Origin of the sequence: Micromonospora sp. NPDC049559, from assembly GCF_040676675.1 — a bacterium.
In the GTDB taxonomy this organism is placed as follows: Bacteria; Actinomycetota; Actinomycetes; order Mycobacteriales; family Micromonosporaceae; genus JBFAPK01.
On the sequence record NZ_JBFAPK010000053.1, the window covers coordinates 1 to 16,406 of the forward strand.

At 72.7% G+C, this 16,406-nt stretch carries 13 protein-coding genes and 1 pseudogene; 5 read left to right on the forward strand and 9 right to left on the reverse strand.

The window, feature by feature from the left end:
* The 5 genes and pseudogenes from AB0J86_RS35690 to AB0J86_RS35710 form a co-directional block, all read right to left on the reverse strand.
* A pseudogene (locus AB0J86_RS35690) lies at positions 1 to 113 on the reverse strand (4-hydroxy-3-methylbut-2-en-1-yl diphosphate synthase); the annotation flags it as partial.
* 8 nt (positions 114 to 121) lie between these two features.
* Positions 122 to 1,369, reverse strand: a complete 1,248-nt coding sequence (locus AB0J86_RS35695) for a site-2 protease family protein (RefSeq protein ID WP_363862204.1) — start codon at positions 1,367 to 1,369, stop codon at positions 122 to 124.
* Positions 1,369 to 2,580 (reverse strand): 1-deoxy-D-xylulose-5-phosphate reductoisomerase, encoded by a 1,212-nt coding sequence (gene dxr, locus AB0J86_RS35700; protein WP_363862207.1) that lies wholly within the window; start codon positions 2,578 to 2,580, stop codon positions 1,369 to 1,371. Before dxr ends, AB0J86_RS35695 begins: the two co-directional genes overlap by 1 nt.
* A gap of 102 nt (positions 2,581 to 2,682) precedes the next feature.
* On the reverse strand, positions 2,683 to 3,333 hold the full coding sequence (locus tag AB0J86_RS35705) for a Uma2 family endonuclease (RefSeq protein WP_363862209.1): 651 nt from the start codon (positions 3,331 to 3,333) through the stop codon (positions 2,683 to 2,685).
* Positions 3,334 to 3,433: 100 nt separating this feature from the next.
* Complete coding sequence (locus tag AB0J86_RS35710) at positions 3,434 to 5,653, reverse strand: MMPL family transporter (protein WP_363862212.1); 2,220 nt, start codon at positions 5,651 to 5,653, stop codon at positions 3,434 to 3,436.
* Between the two features lie 123 nt (positions 5,654 to 5,776).
* Here AB0J86_RS35710 and AB0J86_RS35715 point away from each other — a divergent pair, with 123 nt between their 5' ends.
* Positions 5,777 to 6,514, forward strand: a complete 738-nt coding sequence (locus AB0J86_RS35715; RefSeq protein ID WP_363862215.1) for a TetR/AcrR family transcriptional regulator — start codon at positions 5,777 to 5,779, stop codon at positions 6,512 to 6,514.
* A gap of 11 nt (positions 6,515 to 6,525) precedes the next feature.
* On the forward strand, positions 6,526 to 8,133 hold the full coding sequence (locus AB0J86_RS35720; RefSeq protein WP_363862218.1) for an NAD(P)/FAD-dependent oxidoreductase: 1,608 nt from the start codon (positions 6,526 to 6,528) through the stop codon (positions 8,131 to 8,133).
* 50 nt (positions 8,134 to 8,183) lie between these two features.
* Here AB0J86_RS35720 and AB0J86_RS35725 read toward each other — a convergent pair whose 3' ends face one another.
* Both AB0J86_RS35725 and AB0J86_RS35730 read right to left on the reverse strand, forming a co-directional pair.
* Complete coding sequence (locus AB0J86_RS35725) at positions 8,184 to 9,176, reverse strand: hypothetical protein (RefSeq protein ID WP_363862221.1); 993 nt, start codon at positions 9,174 to 9,176, stop codon at positions 8,184 to 8,186.
* A gap of 40 nt (positions 9,177 to 9,216) precedes the next feature.
* Complete coding sequence (locus AB0J86_RS35730; RefSeq protein WP_363862224.1) at positions 9,217 to 10,527, reverse strand: MFS transporter; 1,311 nt, start codon at positions 10,525 to 10,527, stop codon at positions 9,217 to 9,219.
* A gap of 286 nt (positions 10,528 to 10,813) precedes the next feature.
* On the opposite strand from AB0J86_RS35730, the gene AB0J86_RS35735 reads away from it, so the two are divergent.
* Together AB0J86_RS35735 and AB0J86_RS35740 are read left to right on the forward strand one after the other, a co-directional pair.
* Positions 10,814 to 12,157, forward strand: coding sequence for a DNRLRE domain-containing protein (locus AB0J86_RS35735; RefSeq protein WP_363862227.1), 1,344 nt, complete (start codon positions 10,814 to 10,816; stop codon positions 12,155 to 12,157).
* Between the two features lie 107 nt (positions 12,158 to 12,264).
* Positions 12,265 to 12,756, forward strand: coding sequence for a hypothetical protein (locus AB0J86_RS35740; RefSeq protein ID WP_363862230.1), 492 nt, complete (start codon positions 12,265 to 12,267; stop codon positions 12,754 to 12,756).
* Positions 12,757 to 12,861: 105 nt separating this feature from the next.
* On the opposite strand, the gene AB0J86_RS35745 is transcribed toward AB0J86_RS35740, so the two are convergent.
* Entirely contained in the window at positions 12,862 to 14,427 is a 1,566-nt protein-coding gene (locus AB0J86_RS35745; protein WP_363862233.1) for a Rieske 2Fe-2S domain-containing protein, read from the reverse strand.
* Between the two features lie 323 nt (positions 14,428 to 14,750).
* Between AB0J86_RS35745 and AB0J86_RS35750 the strand changes: the two genes are divergently transcribed.
* Positions 14,751 to 14,975 (forward strand): DUF2631 domain-containing protein, encoded by a 225-nt coding sequence (locus tag AB0J86_RS35750; protein WP_363862236.1) that lies wholly within the window; start codon positions 14,751 to 14,753, stop codon positions 14,973 to 14,975.
* A gap of 96 nt (positions 14,976 to 15,071) precedes the next feature.
* On the opposite strand, the gene AB0J86_RS35755 is transcribed toward AB0J86_RS35750, so the two are convergent.
* Entirely contained in the window at positions 15,072 to 16,406 is a 1,335-nt protein-coding gene (locus AB0J86_RS35755) for a DivIVA domain-containing protein (RefSeq protein WP_363862238.1), read from the reverse strand.

Genomic DNA, 16,406 nt, shown 5'->3' on the forward strand with positions numbered 1-16,406 from the left:
ACCGGCGCACCCCCACCCACCGGCACCGAACCCACCATGATCTGGCGACTCGTCCGCCGGGGCGCGAGCGGAGGCGGCGGAACGGCCGGCATGCCGAGACTGACTGCGGTCACTTGAGCACTCACCTTGAGAAGAGCGTGATCGGATTGATCACGTCCGCGGTGACGGTCAGCAGCGTGAAGACGCCACCGATCAGGATCACCGCGTACGTGATGGGCATGAGCTTGAGGTAGTCCACCCGACCGGGGTCGGGGCGGCCGAGCCGGGCGAAGATCCAGGAGCGGACCCGCTCGAACCAGGCGATGGCGATGTGTCCGCCGTCCAGCGGCAGCAGCGGTAGCAGGTTGAAGACGCCGATGAAGAAGTTCAGCGAGATGAAGAGCAGGACGAAGACCTCCCAGGCGTCGTTCTGCACCGCCTCGCCGCCGAGCCGGCTCGCGCCGACGACGCTGATCGGGGTGTCGACGTCCCGCTGCCCGCCGGTGATCGCCGTCCAGAGCGCGGGGATCTTCTCGGGTACCCGCTGCAGGGCCTGCAGGGTCCCGACGGCCATGTTGCCGGTGTAGTCGGCCGTGGCGCCGAGCGCGTCGATCGGCCCGTACGTCACCATCGTGGGCTTCTGCACGGTGAGGCCGACGCCGAGCGCGGAGACGGCGCTGGGCGCACCGGCGGCGTCGTCCAGCGGCGGGCGCTGCACGGCGGCGAGGTCGACCTTCGTGGTGGCCGGGGCGCCGTCGCGGACGTACTGCACGGTCGCCGGTCCGGGCGGGGTGGCCCGTACGACGTTGAGCATCTCGCCCCAGGTGTTGACCGGGGTGTTGTTGATCGCGGTGATCCGGTCGCCGTCGCGGAGCTGGGCCTTGGCCGCCGGGCTCGCCGGGTCACCGGGGGCGCACGGGCGCTCCACGTTGTCGACCACCACACACTCGGCGAGCGAGATCACCGGCGGTTCCTGCCGGGCCTGCGCCTCGGTCGTGGGGTAGTCGGGGTTGGGCAGCCCCATGAAGACGGCGGCGAACCAGAGCGCCACCACCGCGAGCAGGAAGTGCGTGATCGAGCCCGCGGACATGACGATGGTCCGCTTCCAGACCGGGAAGCGCCACATCGCGCGCGGCTCGTCGGCCGGATCGACGTCGTCGTCCTGCGGGGTCATTCCGACGATCTTGCAGAACCCGCCCAGCGGGATCGCCTTGATGCCGTACTCGGTCTCGCCTCTGCGGAACGACCACAGGGTGGGCCCGAACCCCACGAAGTAGCGGGTCACCTTCATCCCGAAGCGCTTGGCCGTGAGCATGTGCCCGGCCTCGTGCAGGCTCACCGAGATGAGGATCGCCAGGGCGAAGAGGACCACCCCGACCAGGTATGCCATCAAGCTCCTTCCACCGTCGTCCCGATGAGTTCCTGGGCGTACCGGCGGGCCCAGGATTCCGCGGCGAGTACCTCCTCGACGTTACCCGGTTCGGGGAGATCCGGAGCCGCCTCGAGTACCCGCTCCAGCGTGTCGACGATGCCGAGGAACGGTAGCCGACCGGCCACGAACGCGGCGACGCACTCCTCGTTCGCGGCGTTGTAGATCGCCGGGCGGCAGCGCCCCGCCCGCCCGGCCTGCTTCGCGAGCCGTACCGCCGGGAAGGCCGCGTCGTCCAGCGGCTGGAACTCCCAGGTGTGCGCGCCGGTCCAGTCGACCCCGCCCGCCGCGTCCGGCACCCGGGCCGGCCAGCCGAGCGCCAGCGCGATCGGCAGCCGCATGTCGGGCGGGCTGGCCTGGGCAATGGTCGACCCGTCGACGAACTCCACCATCGAGTGGATCACCGACTGCGGGTGGACCATGACCTCGATGTCGTCGTACGGCACCTGGAACAGCTCGTGTGCCTCGATCACCTCCAGCGCCTTGTTCACCAGCGTGGCGGAGTTGATCGTGACGACCGGGCCCATGTTCCAGGTCGGGTGTGCCAGCGCCTGCTCCGGTGTGACCTCGGTCAACTCGTCGCGCCGGCGGCCCCGGAACGGCCCGCCGCTCGCGGTCAGGACCAGCCGGCGCACCTCGTTCCGCTCGCCGGAGCGCAGGCACTGGGCCAGGGCGGAGTGCTCGGAGTCGACCGGGACGATCTGCCCCGGGCGGGTGATCGCGGCGCGTACCACGGGTCCCCCGGCCACCAGCGACTCCTTGTTCGCCAGCGCGAGGGTACGCCCGGCGCGCAGCGCGGCCAGGGTGGGCGCCAGCCCCAGCGAGCCGACCACGCCGTTGAGGACCATGTCACAGCGCCACTCGGCCAGCTCGGTCATGGCGGACGGGCCGGCGAGGATCTTGGGAATCCGGAAGTCCCCGGTCGAGTAGCCCCGCTTCTGCGCCTCGGCGTAGAAGGCGAGCTGGAGATCCTGGGCCGCCGAGCCCTTGGCCACGCCGACGACCTCGACGCCGAGTTCGAGCGCCTGGGCGGCGAGCCGCGCCACGTTGCCGCCGCCCGCGCCGAGACCGACCACGCGGAAGCGGTCCGGGTTGCGCCGGACGATGTCGATGGCCTGCGTACCGATCGACCCGGTCGAGCCGAGCAGGACTATCTCGCGGGGAGAACTCACCCGGACATTCTCCCTGAACGACCCTGAACACCCGCTGGGAGGCTCACCGCGTCATTCTCCCCCGGCCCGACCAGGCTCTACCGGTCGGCCGGGTGCCGCGCGTCACCCCTCGGCGGCGGGCCGCTCCGGCGCGGGACCGTCCGACCGCTCGTCGAGCAGGTCGGCCGGGTCGACGGAGAACTCGAACGGCTCGCGCATCACGAAGGTGCTGCCGGCGGCGGCCGCCGCCACCGGCCGGTACTCCCCGTCGACAAGCTGGTACAGCGCCATGGCCGGTACCCGGTTACGCAGGTCGACCCGGAGGAAGAAGGGCACACCTGCCGCCGCGTACTCCCGGGGCCGCTCGATGACGTCCTTACGGCGGTTACCGCGTGAAACGATCTCACCGAGCAGCACGGCGTTCGAGACGTCCATGCTGGTTTGTCCGCCCCCGGACGACCGGAGCACGACAATGTCGGGAATGAAGAGATCATCTTTTGAAACGACGTTGACCTCGTGATAGAGCCAGAGGCCGGCCTGGCGCGCCGCCCGTTTCAACTGGTAGGCCAGTTCAAGCTCGATGTTTTGATGGTCGTACCCGGCGTGTGGTGTCACGATCACGCTTCCGCTGAGGACCTCGATCTTGGGACCGTTGGTCTCCGGTAACAGGTCGAGGGCGAGCTGGGCGGTCCACGGCTCGTCGAACTCGCCGAGGATGTCGAACGACGGCTCGCTCCGCCGGACCGGCTCGGGAACGTACGCCGGCTGTGCCATCCCGCTCACCTCCAGCGCCGCATCATGACGTGCTCAGCCTAACCGCACCGGACGCCACGCTGACGGGTACGCCGGCGGAGCGACGCCCCGACCAGGGTGATCACGCGCCGCGGGACGAGCCGGCGGCGCCGACGGCGTCCGGCGCGGCGGAGGCGGCGTCCGGCGCGGCGCCGACGGCGTCCGGCGCGGCGGGTGGCGTCGGGGCAGCGCTCTCGTGGATGCCGTACCGGCGGTAGACCCGGGCGAGCGGTCCGGGTGCCCACCAGTTCCAGCGGCCGAGCAGCCGCATCGTGGCCGGTACGAGCAGGGCCCGCACCAGCGTCGCGTCGACCACGATCGCGACGATCATGCCGACCCCGATCAGCTTGATGAAGGTGATGCCGCCCGTGGCGAAGCCGGCGACCACCACGACCAGCAGCAGGGCCGCGGCCGTGATGATCCGGCCGGTGTGCTGCAGCCCGGACGCCACCGACGCGGTGTTGTCGCCGGTCGCGTCCCACTCCTCGCGCACCCGGGAGAGCAGGAAGACCTCGTAGTCGGTGGCGAGCCCGAACAGCACCGCGAGCATCAGGATCGGGTTGCTCGGCTCGATGAAGCCGGTCGGGGTGAAGTGCAGCCAGTCGGCGAGGTGCCCGTCCTGGAAGATCCAGACGACCACGCCGAACGAGGCGCCGATGGAGACGAGGTTCATCAGCACCGCCTTGATCGGCAGTACCACCGAGCCGAAGGCGAGGAAGAGCAGCAAAAGGATGGCCGACGCCATGATCAGCGCCATCCAGGGCAGGTGCGCGCCGAGGGTGGCCAGCAGGTCGACGTCGGCGGCGGGCCGGCCGCCCACGAGCACCTCGGCGCCGGGCGGGGCGGGCAGGTCGCGGATCTCGCGTACGGCCCGCGCGGCGACGTCGCCGGTCGGCTCGCCGGTGTAGCTCACCGAGAGCAGCGTGGAGGCACCCCGGCTCGCGCTGACCCGCACCCCCGTCACGCCCGGCACCTGCTCGATCCGGTCGGCGAAGGCCTGGGCCCGGTCGGCCGGGGCGCCGGAGACGAGCACGCCGATCGGCGCGACGGTGGCGGCGGAGAATTCGGCGCCGATCCGCTCGGCGACCACGCGCGGCTGCGCGTCGGCGGGGAGCACGCGCTCGTCGAAGCCGCCGAAGTCGATCCGCAAGAACGGCGCGGCGAGCAGCGCGAGCAGCGCCACCACGCCGACGACGTACCGGACCGGGCGGCGCATCACGCTGTGCGCGACCCGGGCCCAGCCGCCGCCCGTCGCGGCCGTGCCACGGCGGCGCCAGGGCAGCGGTACGCGTCCCGCGTTGATCCGCGGCCCGAGCACCGCGAGCAGGGCGGGCAGCACGGTCAGCGAGGCGAGCATCGCCACCAGCACCGCCGCCATGCCGCCGAGCCCCATCGAGCGCAGGAACGACAGCGGGAAGGTCAACAGGCTGGCCATCGCCAGCGTGATCGTCAGGCCGGAGACCATGACGGTACGGCCGGCGGTGGCCATGGTCCGCGCGATCGCCGCCGGGGTGTCCCGTCCGGCGGCCAGCTCCTCCCGGAACCGGCTGACCACGAAGAGCGCGTAGTCGATCGCCATGCCCAGCCCGATCAGCGTGATCACGTTGATGGCGAAGATGGAGATGTCGGTGACCATGCTCAGCAGCCGTACCGCCACGAAGGCGCCGAGGATGGCCAGGCCGCCGATGAGCAGCGGGGTCGAGGCGGCGACCAGCCCTCCGAAGATCAGGATCAGCAGGACCAGCAGGACCGGCATGGAGAGCGTCTCGGCCCGGGTGATGTCCCGGGTGGTCTGCTCGTTGGCCTGGTGCAGGAACGCGACGTTGCCGCCGACCTCGGTGCGTACCCCGGGCGCGTCGAGCGCGGGGCGCAGCCGCGCGAAGGCCGCGGACTTGCCGTCCTCCTCGGTGGCGCGCAGGCGCAGCACCGCGTACGTGGCGTGCCGGTCGGTCGAGAGCAGGGCCGGGGCGCCGGTCTCGTACCAGTCGGTCACGCCCGCCACCTCGGGCCGGTCGCGGACCCGGGCCAACGTCGCGGTCACCGGGTCGCGGAACGCCGGCTGGTCGGCGGTGGCGGTCGGGCTGGAGTAGAGCACAAGCAGGTCGGCGTCCTGGTCGCCGAGCTCGGCGGTGATCCGCGCCTGCGTCCGGCTCGACTCGCTGCCCGGGTCGTCGAAGCCACCGCCGGTCAGCGCGCCGAAGACGCCCGTGCCCCAGGTCGCCCCGAGGACGACCAGGAGCGCGCCGGCGGCCAGTACGGCCCAGCGGAGCCGGACGACCCGGCGCCCCCACCACGCGAACATGCTTCCCCCCGAGGCGGCACGGCCCGGGAGGCCACCCGAGGCCGTAAGCTGTAACAACGGATTAGCTCAGTGAACGCCGTTTACTATTACAACGGTGTTCGCTGTCGTCAAGGGAGCCAGGGTATGTCGCTGCCCACCCGCCGGGAACGGCTGCGTACCGCGACCGTCTCCGAGATCAAGGACGGGGCGCGGCGGCTGCTCGTGACCGGCGGCCCGCAGGCCATCTCGCTGCGCGCCATCGCCCGGGACATGGGCATGACCGCCCCGGCGATCTACCGGTACTTCCCGAGCCTGGAGGCGCTGGTCCGGGCACTCGCCGGCGACCTCTACGACGAGCTGCGCCGGGTCGTCGAGGCGGCCAGCGCGGCGGCCGGGGACGATCCGCTGGACCAGCTCGCCGCGATGAGCCGCGCCTTCCGGCACTGGTCGGTCGCGCACCCGGTCGAGTTCGCGCTGATCTTCGGCACCCCGGTACCGAGCATGGCGGCATTCCTCGCCGAGGAGATCGACGAGAACCACCCCGGCGCCCGCTTCGGCGCGGCGTTCCTGCGCCCCGTCCTCGAACTCTGGCGGCGGGCGCCGTTCCGTACGCCGCCCCGGGAACTGCTCGAACGGCGGCTGGCCGGGCAGCTCGAACCGCTGCGGCGCACCCTCGGCGAGCTGCCCGTCGAGGTCGCGTACACGGTGCTCTCCGGCTGGACCCGGCTCTACGGGCTGGTCTCCATGGAGGTCTCCAACCACCTCTGCTGGGCGGTGACCGAGCCGGCGGCGCTCTTCGAGATCGAGCTGACCGGGTTCCTCCAGCAGTTCGCGCCCGCCGGCGAGCCCGGCCCGACTTCCGGCGGGCCGGAAGCCGACTAGGCTCCCGGCTCATGGAGCCGTCTCTGCCGCGCCGGGCCGACGCCGTCGTCGTCGGTGCCGGGCACAACGGTCTGGTCGCCGCCGTGCTGCTGGCCCGGTCCGGGCTCGACGTCGTGGTGCTGGAGGCCGCCGACGTGATCGGCGGCGCCACCCGTACCGAGCGGCCCTTCCCCCGGGTCCCCGGGCTGCGCCACTCCACCGGCTCGTACCTGCTCGGGCTGATGCCGCCGGAGCTGATCGAGACGCTCGACGTGCGCATCCCGGTGCTGCGCCGCGACCCGCACTACTTCCTGCCCACCCCGGGCGGCCCCGGCGCGCCGTACCTGCTGATGGGCTCGGACCGGGCGGCGACCCGCGCGCAGCTCGTCGAGTTCTTCTCGGCGGACGACGTGGCGGCCGACGACGCGATGCAGGCCGAGCTGGCGCGGCTGCGCGAGGACCTGGCGTCCGCCTGGCTGGCCGAGCCGCTGCCGGCCGAGGAGACCGCCGAACGGTACGTGCGCCCCGGCCTGCGACAGGTCTTCCTCGACCTGGTACGCGGTTCGGTCGCCGACTACCTGGCCCGGTTCGAGTTCCGCTCCGAGTTGCTGGTCAGCATGTACGCCGTCACCGACGGCCTCTCCGGGCTCACCGCCGGCCCGGACGACCCTGGCACCGGGCACAACTTCCTGGTCCACAACATGTGCCGGCTCCCCGGGGCCGGCGGCACCTGGATGATCGCCGAGGGCGGCATGGGCACCGTCTCCCGGACGTTCGCCGAGGCCGCCCGCGCCGCCGGGGCGAAGATCTTCGCCGGTACGCCGGTCGCCTCGATCACCCTGACCGGGGGCGCGGCCAGCGGCGTGGTGCTCGCCGACGGGCGGGAGATCGAGGCCGGGGTGGTGCTGGGCGCATGCGACCCGTACCGGCTGATGGGGCTGCTCCCCGACGGCGCGCTGCCGGCGCCGCTGGTCGAGCGGATGGCGGCGGTACGGCGCACCGGCACGACGCTCAAGCTCAACCTGGCCCTGACCGGCCTGCCCCGCTTCTCCTGCCTGCCCGAGGGGGCGCCGAGCCCGTTCGGCTCCACCATCCACCTGCTGCCCGGCTCCGCCTCGCTGGTGACCGACGCGGGTACGCCGACCACCCGCTCCCCGATGTCCGCGCTGCGCGACATGTGGGCGCAGGTACGCGCCGGCGAGCTGCCGGACGAGCCGACCATCGAGTGGTACCTGCACACCACCGTCGACCCGTCCCTGCAGGACGCCGAGGGGCACCACTCGTCGGCGCTCTTCGTGCAGTCGGTGCCGTACCGGCTGGCCGAGGGGAGCTGGTCGGAGCGGCTGCCCGCGTACGTGGCGCGGCTGCTGGCGATCTGCGAGCGGTACGCCCCGGGCACCGGCGCGCTGGTCGCCGACGCGGTACCGCTGCCCCCGCCCGGCATCGAGGCGCACTTCGGCATCACCGGCGGGCACATCCACCACGTCGACAACACGATCTCCTTCACCGACCGGATGCCGTACGCCACGGGCGTCGACGGGGTCTACGCCGGCAGCGCCGGCTGCCACCCGGCCGGCAGCGTCATCGGGGCGGCCGGGCACAACGCGGCCCGCCGCATCCTCGCCGACCTCGGCCGCTGACCCCGTCCCGGCCCGGCCCGGCGCCAGCGGGCGGCCGGCGGGTCCGCCGGTCAGCCCAGGGCGGCCGGCGACTCCGCCTCGGGTACCAGCAGCCGGGGCGCCCCGGAGCCGTCGGCCGGCACCGCCCAGACGTCCGGCCGGCCGTCGCTCTGGCGGAGCGTGTAGGCGACCGTCGAACCGTCCAACCAGGCCGCCTGGTCGTCCACGCTGTTCGGCTCGGCGAGCGGGGTCACCCGCATCGTGGCGAGGTCGAGCACGGACAACCGCCAGCCCTTGCCGGGGTCGCCGTCGACGGCCCGCTTGAACGCGATCCGGCCGCCGTCCGGCGAGAGCGACGGGCACTCGACGTTCTCCGCGAGCGTCCGTACCGTCCGGGCGGCGACGTCGCCCTCGACCAGGTACCGGCGTCCGTCGGTGGAGACGGTGGCGTAGAAGCGGTTGTCGTCACCGGCGAACGTGACTCCCCAGAAGTTGACGTCCGCCGACCGGTACGGCCGGCCGTCGCGGATCACCGCGAACTCCTCCAGCGAATCGACGAGGCCGCCGGTCCGGGTGTCCAGGATGCCGGTGCGGGTGGAGAAGCCGCCGCTGTTGTAGGAGTCCCCGCCCACGAAGGTGGTCCAGGCGACCATCCGGCCGCTCGGCGAGACCCGGGCCCGGTTCGGCAACCCCGGCACCGGGAAGGCCCGCCGCTGGCGCAGCCCCGCGTCCAGCACCACCAACCGGTACGACCAGGCCGAGTCGGGGTGCAGGCAGACGCCGGTACCGGCCGCCGCGTAGGCGCGTACGCACTCCAGGTCGGCCACGGTGCGGGCGCCGCCGGGGTCGGCGGCCGGGACGAACGCGAGGTGCCGGTTCGTCACGGTGAGCAGGCGCGGCCCGGGCGCGAGCGTGAGCTGCTCGCGGTTGGCGGCGGCCGGGGCCGGCGGTCCGGCCGGCCGGCGATGGGCGGCGAGTCGCACGTAGCCGACGGCGACCGCGGCGAGCAGCGCCGCCGTCGCGGCGGCCACCAGGACCCGTCCGCGCGTGCCCAGCCCGCTCATCGGATCGTCTCCTCGGCGGTTCCGCGCCTGCCCAGTCCGCTCATCGGATCGTCCCCTCCGCGGTCTCGCTCCCGACCGCGTCCGCGCGCGGCGCACCCGCCAGCAGGAACACGGTGCCGGCGACGGCGAGCACGACGCCGACCGCGGCCACCCGGGTCGCCGTGACCGGGCCCCAGAGCTGCCAGGCCACGCCGAACAGCACCGAGGAGACCAGGTACGCGAGGGCCTGTCCGGTCTGGACCAGCGCGATGCCCGTGGTGCGCAGCCGCGCCGGCAGCACCGGCCCGGCGAGCGCCATCAGGATGCCGTCGGAGGCCGCGTAGAAGAGGCCGTACAGCCCGAGGACCAGCGCGAGCAGCGGCCACCCGCCCAGCGGCCCGTGCAGCAGCAGGTAGACCAGGGCCAGCGCGGCGTAGCCACCGACCAGCACCGGCAGCCGGCCCACCCGGTCGGCGAGCAGCCCCAACGGCGCCGCCAGCAGCAGGTACGCCAGGCTCGTGCCGACCGCCAGCAGCGGGAACCAGACCACGCCCAACTCCTCGCGGCGCTGCAGCAGCAGGTAGACGAAGCCGTCCCCGACGGTGGCGAGCCCCAGCAGGCAGGCGGCGGCGACGAGCCGGCGCACCGGTCGCGCCCGCAGCAGGCCCGCCGCCTCCCGCACCGTCACCGCCGGGGCGCGGCCGGCGGCCCCGGTCGCGGCGGCTGCCGGTTCGCGCCGGTCGCGGACGAAGAGCACGAGTACGACGACCGCGAGGGCCGCCACGCAGAAGCTGGTGACGAAGACCGCGTCGTACGACTCGCCGGCCGCCGCCAGCACGGCGAGCGCGACCAGCGGTCCGAGGAAGGCGCCGACGCTGTCCATGGCGCGGTGCACGCCGAACGCCCGGCCGAGCGCGCCCGGCGGGGTGGAGAGCGTGATCAGGGCGTCCCGGGGCGCGGTGCGCACCCCCTTGCCCATCCGGTCCACCGCGATGACGAGGCCGATCGCGGCCGTCGACCGGCCGGCGGCGAGCAGGCCCAGCTTGGCCAGGGCGGAGATGCCGTACCCGAGGCCGGCCAACAGCTTGCGGGCGCGGATCCGATCGGCGACGAACCCGCCGACCACCCGCAGCACCGCCGTGGCCCCGGTGTAGAGCCCGTCGAGCGCGCCGTACGCCGCCGGACCCAGCTGCAGCCCCAGCACCAGGTACAGCGGCAGTACGGCGCTGACCATCTCGGCGGAGACATCCGTGATCAGGCTGACCGTACCGAGGGCGAGGACGTTGCCGCCGACCAGGGCGAGCCGCCGCTGCCGGGGCTGCGGCGCGGCGTCACCGGCCTGCGCCGGCCGCCCGATCGTCGACAGGTACACGTCGCCCGCCCCTCCCCGACCCGTTCCTCCGCGTGCGATGACGGTGAACACTGTCTATGGCGCGCGCCGGCCGGGCAACCCGGCGCGTCCGCCGACCAGGCGGGCATCCGGTGAACAGCCGGTGTCCGGCAGACGTTTCAGCGGGCGGTCCCCGAAGAGTTCATCCCGTCGTACGTACCGCGTTCATTCGGATACATAGATTTCTCCGGTCCCGACCCCCACCCGAAGGGAAGACCAGATGGCTACCCGCCACCTCCGGTCGGCAGCGACCGCGGGAACCGCAGCGGTGCTGGTGGCAGCGGCCACCACGGTGCTGCTGACCGGCTCCGGCCCGGCCGCCGCGGCCACCTCCACGTTCACCCCGGTGGCCGACACGTACGTGCAGAGCGACACGGCCTCCACCGGCTACGGCACCTCGACCCAGATCGTGGTGGACAACTCGCCGGTCCGGCGTACCTTCCTGCGCTTCACCGTCAGCGGGATCAGCGGGCAGGTCACCGGCGCCAAGCTGCGGCTGCACACGATCAGCGGCAACAGCGGCAGCAGCAGCGGCGGCAGCTTCCGGGCGGTCTCCAGCACCACCTGGTCGGAGACCGGCACCACCTGGAACAACCAGCCCGCCATCGACGGCGCGACCCTCGGCTCGATCGGCTCGGTCAGCAGCAGCAGCTGGTACGAGGTGGACGTCACCGCCGTGGTGACCGGCAACGGCACCTACAGCTTCGGCGGCACCTCCAGCAACACCGACGGGGCCTACTACGACAGTCGGGAGAGCGGCGCCAACGCGCCCCAGCTCGTCGTCACCACCGGCGCCGGCCCGACGCCGACCACCGCGCCGCCCTCGGGCGACCCGGTCTTCGTCGGGGCGGGTGACATCGCCACCTCGGGCTCGGGCGACAGCGCCACCGCCGCGCTGCTCGACAACATCGCCGGCACGGTCTGGACCACCGGCGACAACGTCTACGACAACGGCACCGCGGCGGAGTTCAACAACTACTACGCGCCGACGTGGGGCCGGCACAAGGCGCGTACCCGCCCGACGCCCGGCAACCACGACTACAACACCTCGGGCGCCTCCGGCTACTACGGCTACTTCGGCGCCAACGCCGGTACCGCCGGCCAGGGCTACTACTCGTACGACCTCGGCAACTGGCACATCGTGGCGCTGAACTCCAACATCTCGATGTCCGCCGGGTCGGCCCAGGAGCGCTGGCTCCGGAGCGACCTGGCCGCCAGCACCCGGCCGTGCACGCTGGCGCTGTGGCACCACCCGCTCTTCACCTCCGGCGCCAACCACTCCCCGTCCACCTCGACCCGCCCCCTCTACCAGGCCCTGTACGACTACAACGCCGACGTCGTGCTCTGGGGCCACAACCACCAGTACGAGCGGTTCGCCCCGCAGAACCCGAGCGGCGGGCTCGACAACGCCCGGGGCCTGCGCGCCTTCGTCGCCGGCATGGGAGGCGCGAGCCACTACGGCTTCGGCACCATCGCGCCGAACAGCCAGGCCCGCAACAGCGACACGTACGGCGTACTGAAGTTCACCCTGCACGCCAACGGCTACGACTGGCAGTTCGTACCCGAGGCGGGCAAGACGTACAACGACAGCGGCACCGGCACCTGCCACTGACCACGATCCGCGCGTCGGGTCGCCGGTCCACCCCGGCGACCCGACACCCGTACCCGTCGCACAGCCACAGTTGGTCTGGTCTCGACCGCTGCCGGTACGGTGACCTCGTGACGGCAACCCCGGCCACCGGCTACGACCTGCTCGCCTCCCGTGGCCTGAAGGAGGACGACCTGCGTCCGTTCCTGCTGGACTGCTTCGACATCGAGGAACGGGAACTCTTCGTCGGCCACGCCGACCGGCTCTTCGAGGAGCTGCGCGGCGTCCCCTCCGACCACGTCTTCGCCGCGTTCTGCAGCTACGAGGAGGTACGCGGCCACTTCGCGGTCAGCGTCCAGGTCGGCATCGAGGGGCGGCTCGTCGACCGGGTCGGCCGTCGGCGGTACGCCGAGCGGTTCGCGGCGCACTTCGACGCGTACGTGCTCTACGGCGACACCGAGCCGCTGCCGTTCCTCTGGACGGTGGTCCTGCCCGACGGCAACCGGCTGCTCGCGACCATGGACGAGCAGGAGGGCGACGCCTTCCTGCTGCGTACGGCCACCGCGCCGATCCCGGGCCTGCCCCAGGTGGCGGTGGACCCCACCCTCGGCCGACCCCGCTGAGCAGGCCGGGCGGGCCGACCGGGAGGCCGAGCGTCCCCGCCGAGGAGGCCGGGCGGGCTCGCCGAGGAGGCCGGGTAGGCCCGCCCCGGAGGGCGGGCCCGAGGCTCACTCCGTGGTGGCCGGTGCCGGCGTACCGGCGCGGCGCGCCCGGATCTCGTGTCCGACGCTGGTAAGGCACCGCCCGCTCGGCAGGTCGAAGCGCCAGCCGTGCAGCTGGCAGGTGAGCTGCTCGCCCTCGATCACGCCGAACCGGGTCAGGTCGGCCTTGAGGTGCGGGCAGCGGCGCTGCACGATCCAGTCGCCCAGCTTGATGTCCTCGGCGTCCGGCTTCTGCTCCGCGTACCAGCCCTCGGCGTACTGCAGCCGCTCCTCGGAGAGGCACTTGAAGAAGGCGTAGACGAACTCGTTGTACTGGCCGATCCGCGCCGCCGAGAAGCGGCAGGAGAGGAAGAGCGAGTTGACCCAGTCGACCTCGCCGCTGTGCAGCAGCTGCTCGACCAGCGCCCGCTCGGTACGGAACCGGTAGCGGACCTTCTCGTCGGCGTACGGCCGTACCTGCTTGCCCGGGAAGTCCACCACGATCGACTCGACCGACTCGCCGTCGTAGCCGACCAGGTCGAACCGGACCGGTCCGCCGACGCCCTTGGCCAGGTAGACCGACTCGTCGAGCAGCGGTTCGATCCGCCGCTTCATCTCCTTGAGGACGTCGACCTCCGGGTGCCGCCAGGACGCCTTCTCGGCCTCGATGATCGGCCGCTTGCGTTCCCGCATCTCCTCCAGGTGCGCCTTCTTGTTCGCGAAGAACTCGGCCACGTCGGGCACCGGGTGGGTGGTCTCGCAGCTCTCCGTGGTGATCTCGGCGACGCTGCCCGGGAGCAGCACCACCCCGTTCTCGCCGCCGACCTTGGCGTACTCGGCCATGAAGACCGACTGGTCGGGGAAGATGTTCCCCTCGTCGCCGTGGATGTCGTTGAACTGCCACAGCTCGTCGTCGAGGAAGCAGGGCGGCCCGGCGATCGGGAAAACGTACGACGCCTTGAGGTCGTCGATGTACCGCCAGGTACGGTCGAACTGCCGCTCGCGCTTCTGCTTGCCGAAGGCGATCTTCGCGGCGTTCGGCAGCTCGTAGACCATCGGATACCAGATCGCGCCGGAGAACTGCAGCAGGTGCGCGTGCACGTGCCCCAGCTCGGCGAAGACGCTCAGGTCGGCCGGGCGGGCGTCGTTCTGGTTGAGTAGCCGTACGCCCTCGTGCTCCACCCAGAGGGACGAGTCGCCGATCGGACCGTCGGTCGGGCTGGTCAGCGCCTGGATCATGACCTTGAGGCCGCCGTCGAGCTCGACCACCTCGTTGCTCCTGGTACGCAGGAAGCTGGTGAAGCCCAGCTCCCGCAGCTCGTCCTCCAGCTCGGACGTCGGGTACTCCGGCAGCAGCACGGTCGCCTTCTTGCTCACGTACCGCTTGAGGTGGGCCGCGTCGAAGTGGTCCCGGTGCAGGTGGGAGACGTAGAGGTAGTCGACCTGCCCCAGGCTCTCCCAGTCGAGTAGTGAATTGTCCGGGAATGGGAACCATGAGGCGAAGTAGGCTGGATTGACCCACGGGTCGCACAGGATGCTGCCGGCCGTCGTGTCGATCCGCATACTCGCGTGTCCCGTACCGGTCACCCTCACCGCACACACTCCCAAGAGCAGACTTCGAGCCGTACCCGAAAAACGCTACCGGACCGGGTATGCCGCCCAACCCGCGACGCCGTCATCGCCGCCCCGAGCACGGGCTGGTGGCCGCGATGTGATCGCGGCGCGGGGCGCGCGACCCCGTACCGCGATGTGATCTCGGCGCGGGCGCGGGCGTGGGTCCGGGCCGCGACGTGATCTCGGCGCGGGGCGCCGGCCCCCGACCAGCGGCGGCGTCCCGCGGCGGCCGAGGCCCCGCGTCGCCCCGGCCGGCGGCGTGCCAAACTAACCGCAGATCCGATCGCGAGGAAGGACCGAAAGTGGCAGGAAGCGAGCCGGTAACGTCGCCGGACCAGCGCAAGCCGGGACATCGCAAGGCGGGCCGGATCGGCGCGGTCCTCAGCGCGCTCGCGCTGATCGCCATGATCTTCAACAACAACGAGGTCACCGGGATGGAGAAGATCTGGCTCATCGGCATCGCCGTGGGTCTGATCGTCGTCGTCGTCGGCGACTCGATCCTGCGCCGTAACGGCCTGCGCTCCTGAGCGGGCTCCGGCCCGCCGGAACCGCCCGGAACGACCCGCGAGAAGGGCCCGCCCAGGAGATCCTGGGCGGGCCCTTCTCTGGTGGCCGACGGCGGGTCAGCGCCGCCGCATGATGATGTCCTGGACCTCCTTGAGGGCCGCGTCGACCTCGGCCTCGAAGTAGCCGCCGGGAACCAGTCCGAAGCCCATGGTGTCGAGCGACGCCGGGTTGACCGGCATCGGGCCGCGGCCACCCATGCTCGCGAGGATGCCGTCGAAGAGGCGGTCCACCTGTACCGGGTCGTAGCCGCTGCCGAACCGGCGCACCTGGAACGTACGGCGGATCTGGTCGATCCGCTGCATCTCGGGGCTCATCGGCGGCCCGGAGGGCGGCGCGCCCATTCCGGGCGGGCCCATCGGCGGGGGGCCCATCGGTGGCTGCCCCATCGGCGGGGCACTCATCGACGGAGGGCTCATCGGCGGCTGCCCCATCGGCGGTGGACCGGAGACCGGCGGCGCGCCGAGGCCGGCGGGCGGTCCCATCGGCGGGTTGCCGGCCGGCGGTTGGCCCATCGCGGGCGGTGGGAGCGGCGGCACCGGTGGCAGGCCGGTTCCCCGACCCGGCCCGCGCTGGTCACGGTCGGGCAGGTGGATCTCAGCGGTCATGTCCGCCTTGCCGTGGCGACCGGGCTCGAATCCGTTGAACCGGTCCTCCGGGCCGAAACGGTCCGGCGGGCCGAAGCCCGCTCCGCCCCCGGCCGGGCCCCGGGCTCCCACCGGCCCACCGGCCGGCGGGAGCGGCCCGCGCGGGCGGTCGAAACCGCCGCGGCCGCCGTCGAAGCCACCACCGAAGGTGCCGGTGGGCTCGTCGTACCGGTTGCCGTAGGGGTCCGAGGGCGGTCCGGCCTGGGCCGGCATGGGTCGTGACGGGAGCGCGGGCATGCCGCGGTCGTCCCGGGCCGGCGGACCCATCCGGTCCGGCGCGCCCATCCGATCGGGCGGACCCATCCGATCCGGGGCGCCCATGCGATCCGGCGGGCCCATCCGGTCGGGCGGGCCCATCCGGTCTGGGGCGCCCATGCGGTCGGGGGCACCCATGCGATCCGGCGGGCCCATCCGGTCCGGGGCGCTGCCGAGCCGGTCCGGCAGCCGCTCGGGCTGGCCGGCCCGCGCCGGGGTCCGGGCCTCGGCGCCGCGCGCCACGCCGCCCCGCTCCTCCATCTCGGCGAGCTGCCGCTCGACCCGGTCCAGATGCAGGTCGACCTGCCACTCGTCGTAGCCGTTGAACCGAACCCGGAAGACGACGTCGTGGACCTGCTGCGAGGCGACGGGCGCGCCGATCGGCTCGCCGGCGAGGGTGGCCTCGACCCGGTCCAGGAAGTCGTCGACCTCGTCTACCTTGTAGCCCCGGCGCAGCGGCTTACGCCGGAAACGCTGACCCTGAGTCGCCAC

Bases quoted from the DNA above. Each gene is read 5' to 3' on its own strand.
- AB0J86_RS35715 (WP_363862215.1), top strand. From the start codon at position 5,777: ATGTCGCTGCCCACCCGCCGGGAACGGCTGCGTACCGCGACCGTCTCC.
- AB0J86_RS35705 (WP_363862209.1), bottom strand. From the start codon at position 3,333: ATGGCACAGCCGGCGTACGTTCCCGAGCCGGTCCGGCGGAGCGAGCCG.
- AB0J86_RS35695 (WP_363862204.1), bottom strand. From the start codon at position 1,369: ATGGCATACCTGGTCGGGGTGGTCCTCTTCGCCCTGGCGATCCTCATC.
- AB0J86_RS35710 (WP_363862212.1), bottom strand. From the start codon at position 5,653: ATGTTCGCGTGGTGGGGGCGCCGGGTCGTCCGGCTCCGCTGGGCCGTA.
- AB0J86_RS35720 (WP_363862218.1), top strand. From the start codon at position 6,526: ATGGAGCCGTCTCTGCCGCGCCGGGCCGACGCCGTCGTCGTCGGTGCC.
- AB0J86_RS35725 (WP_363862221.1), bottom strand. From the start codon at position 9,176: ATGAGCGGGCTGGGCACGCGCGGACGGGTCCTGGTGGCCGCCGCGACG.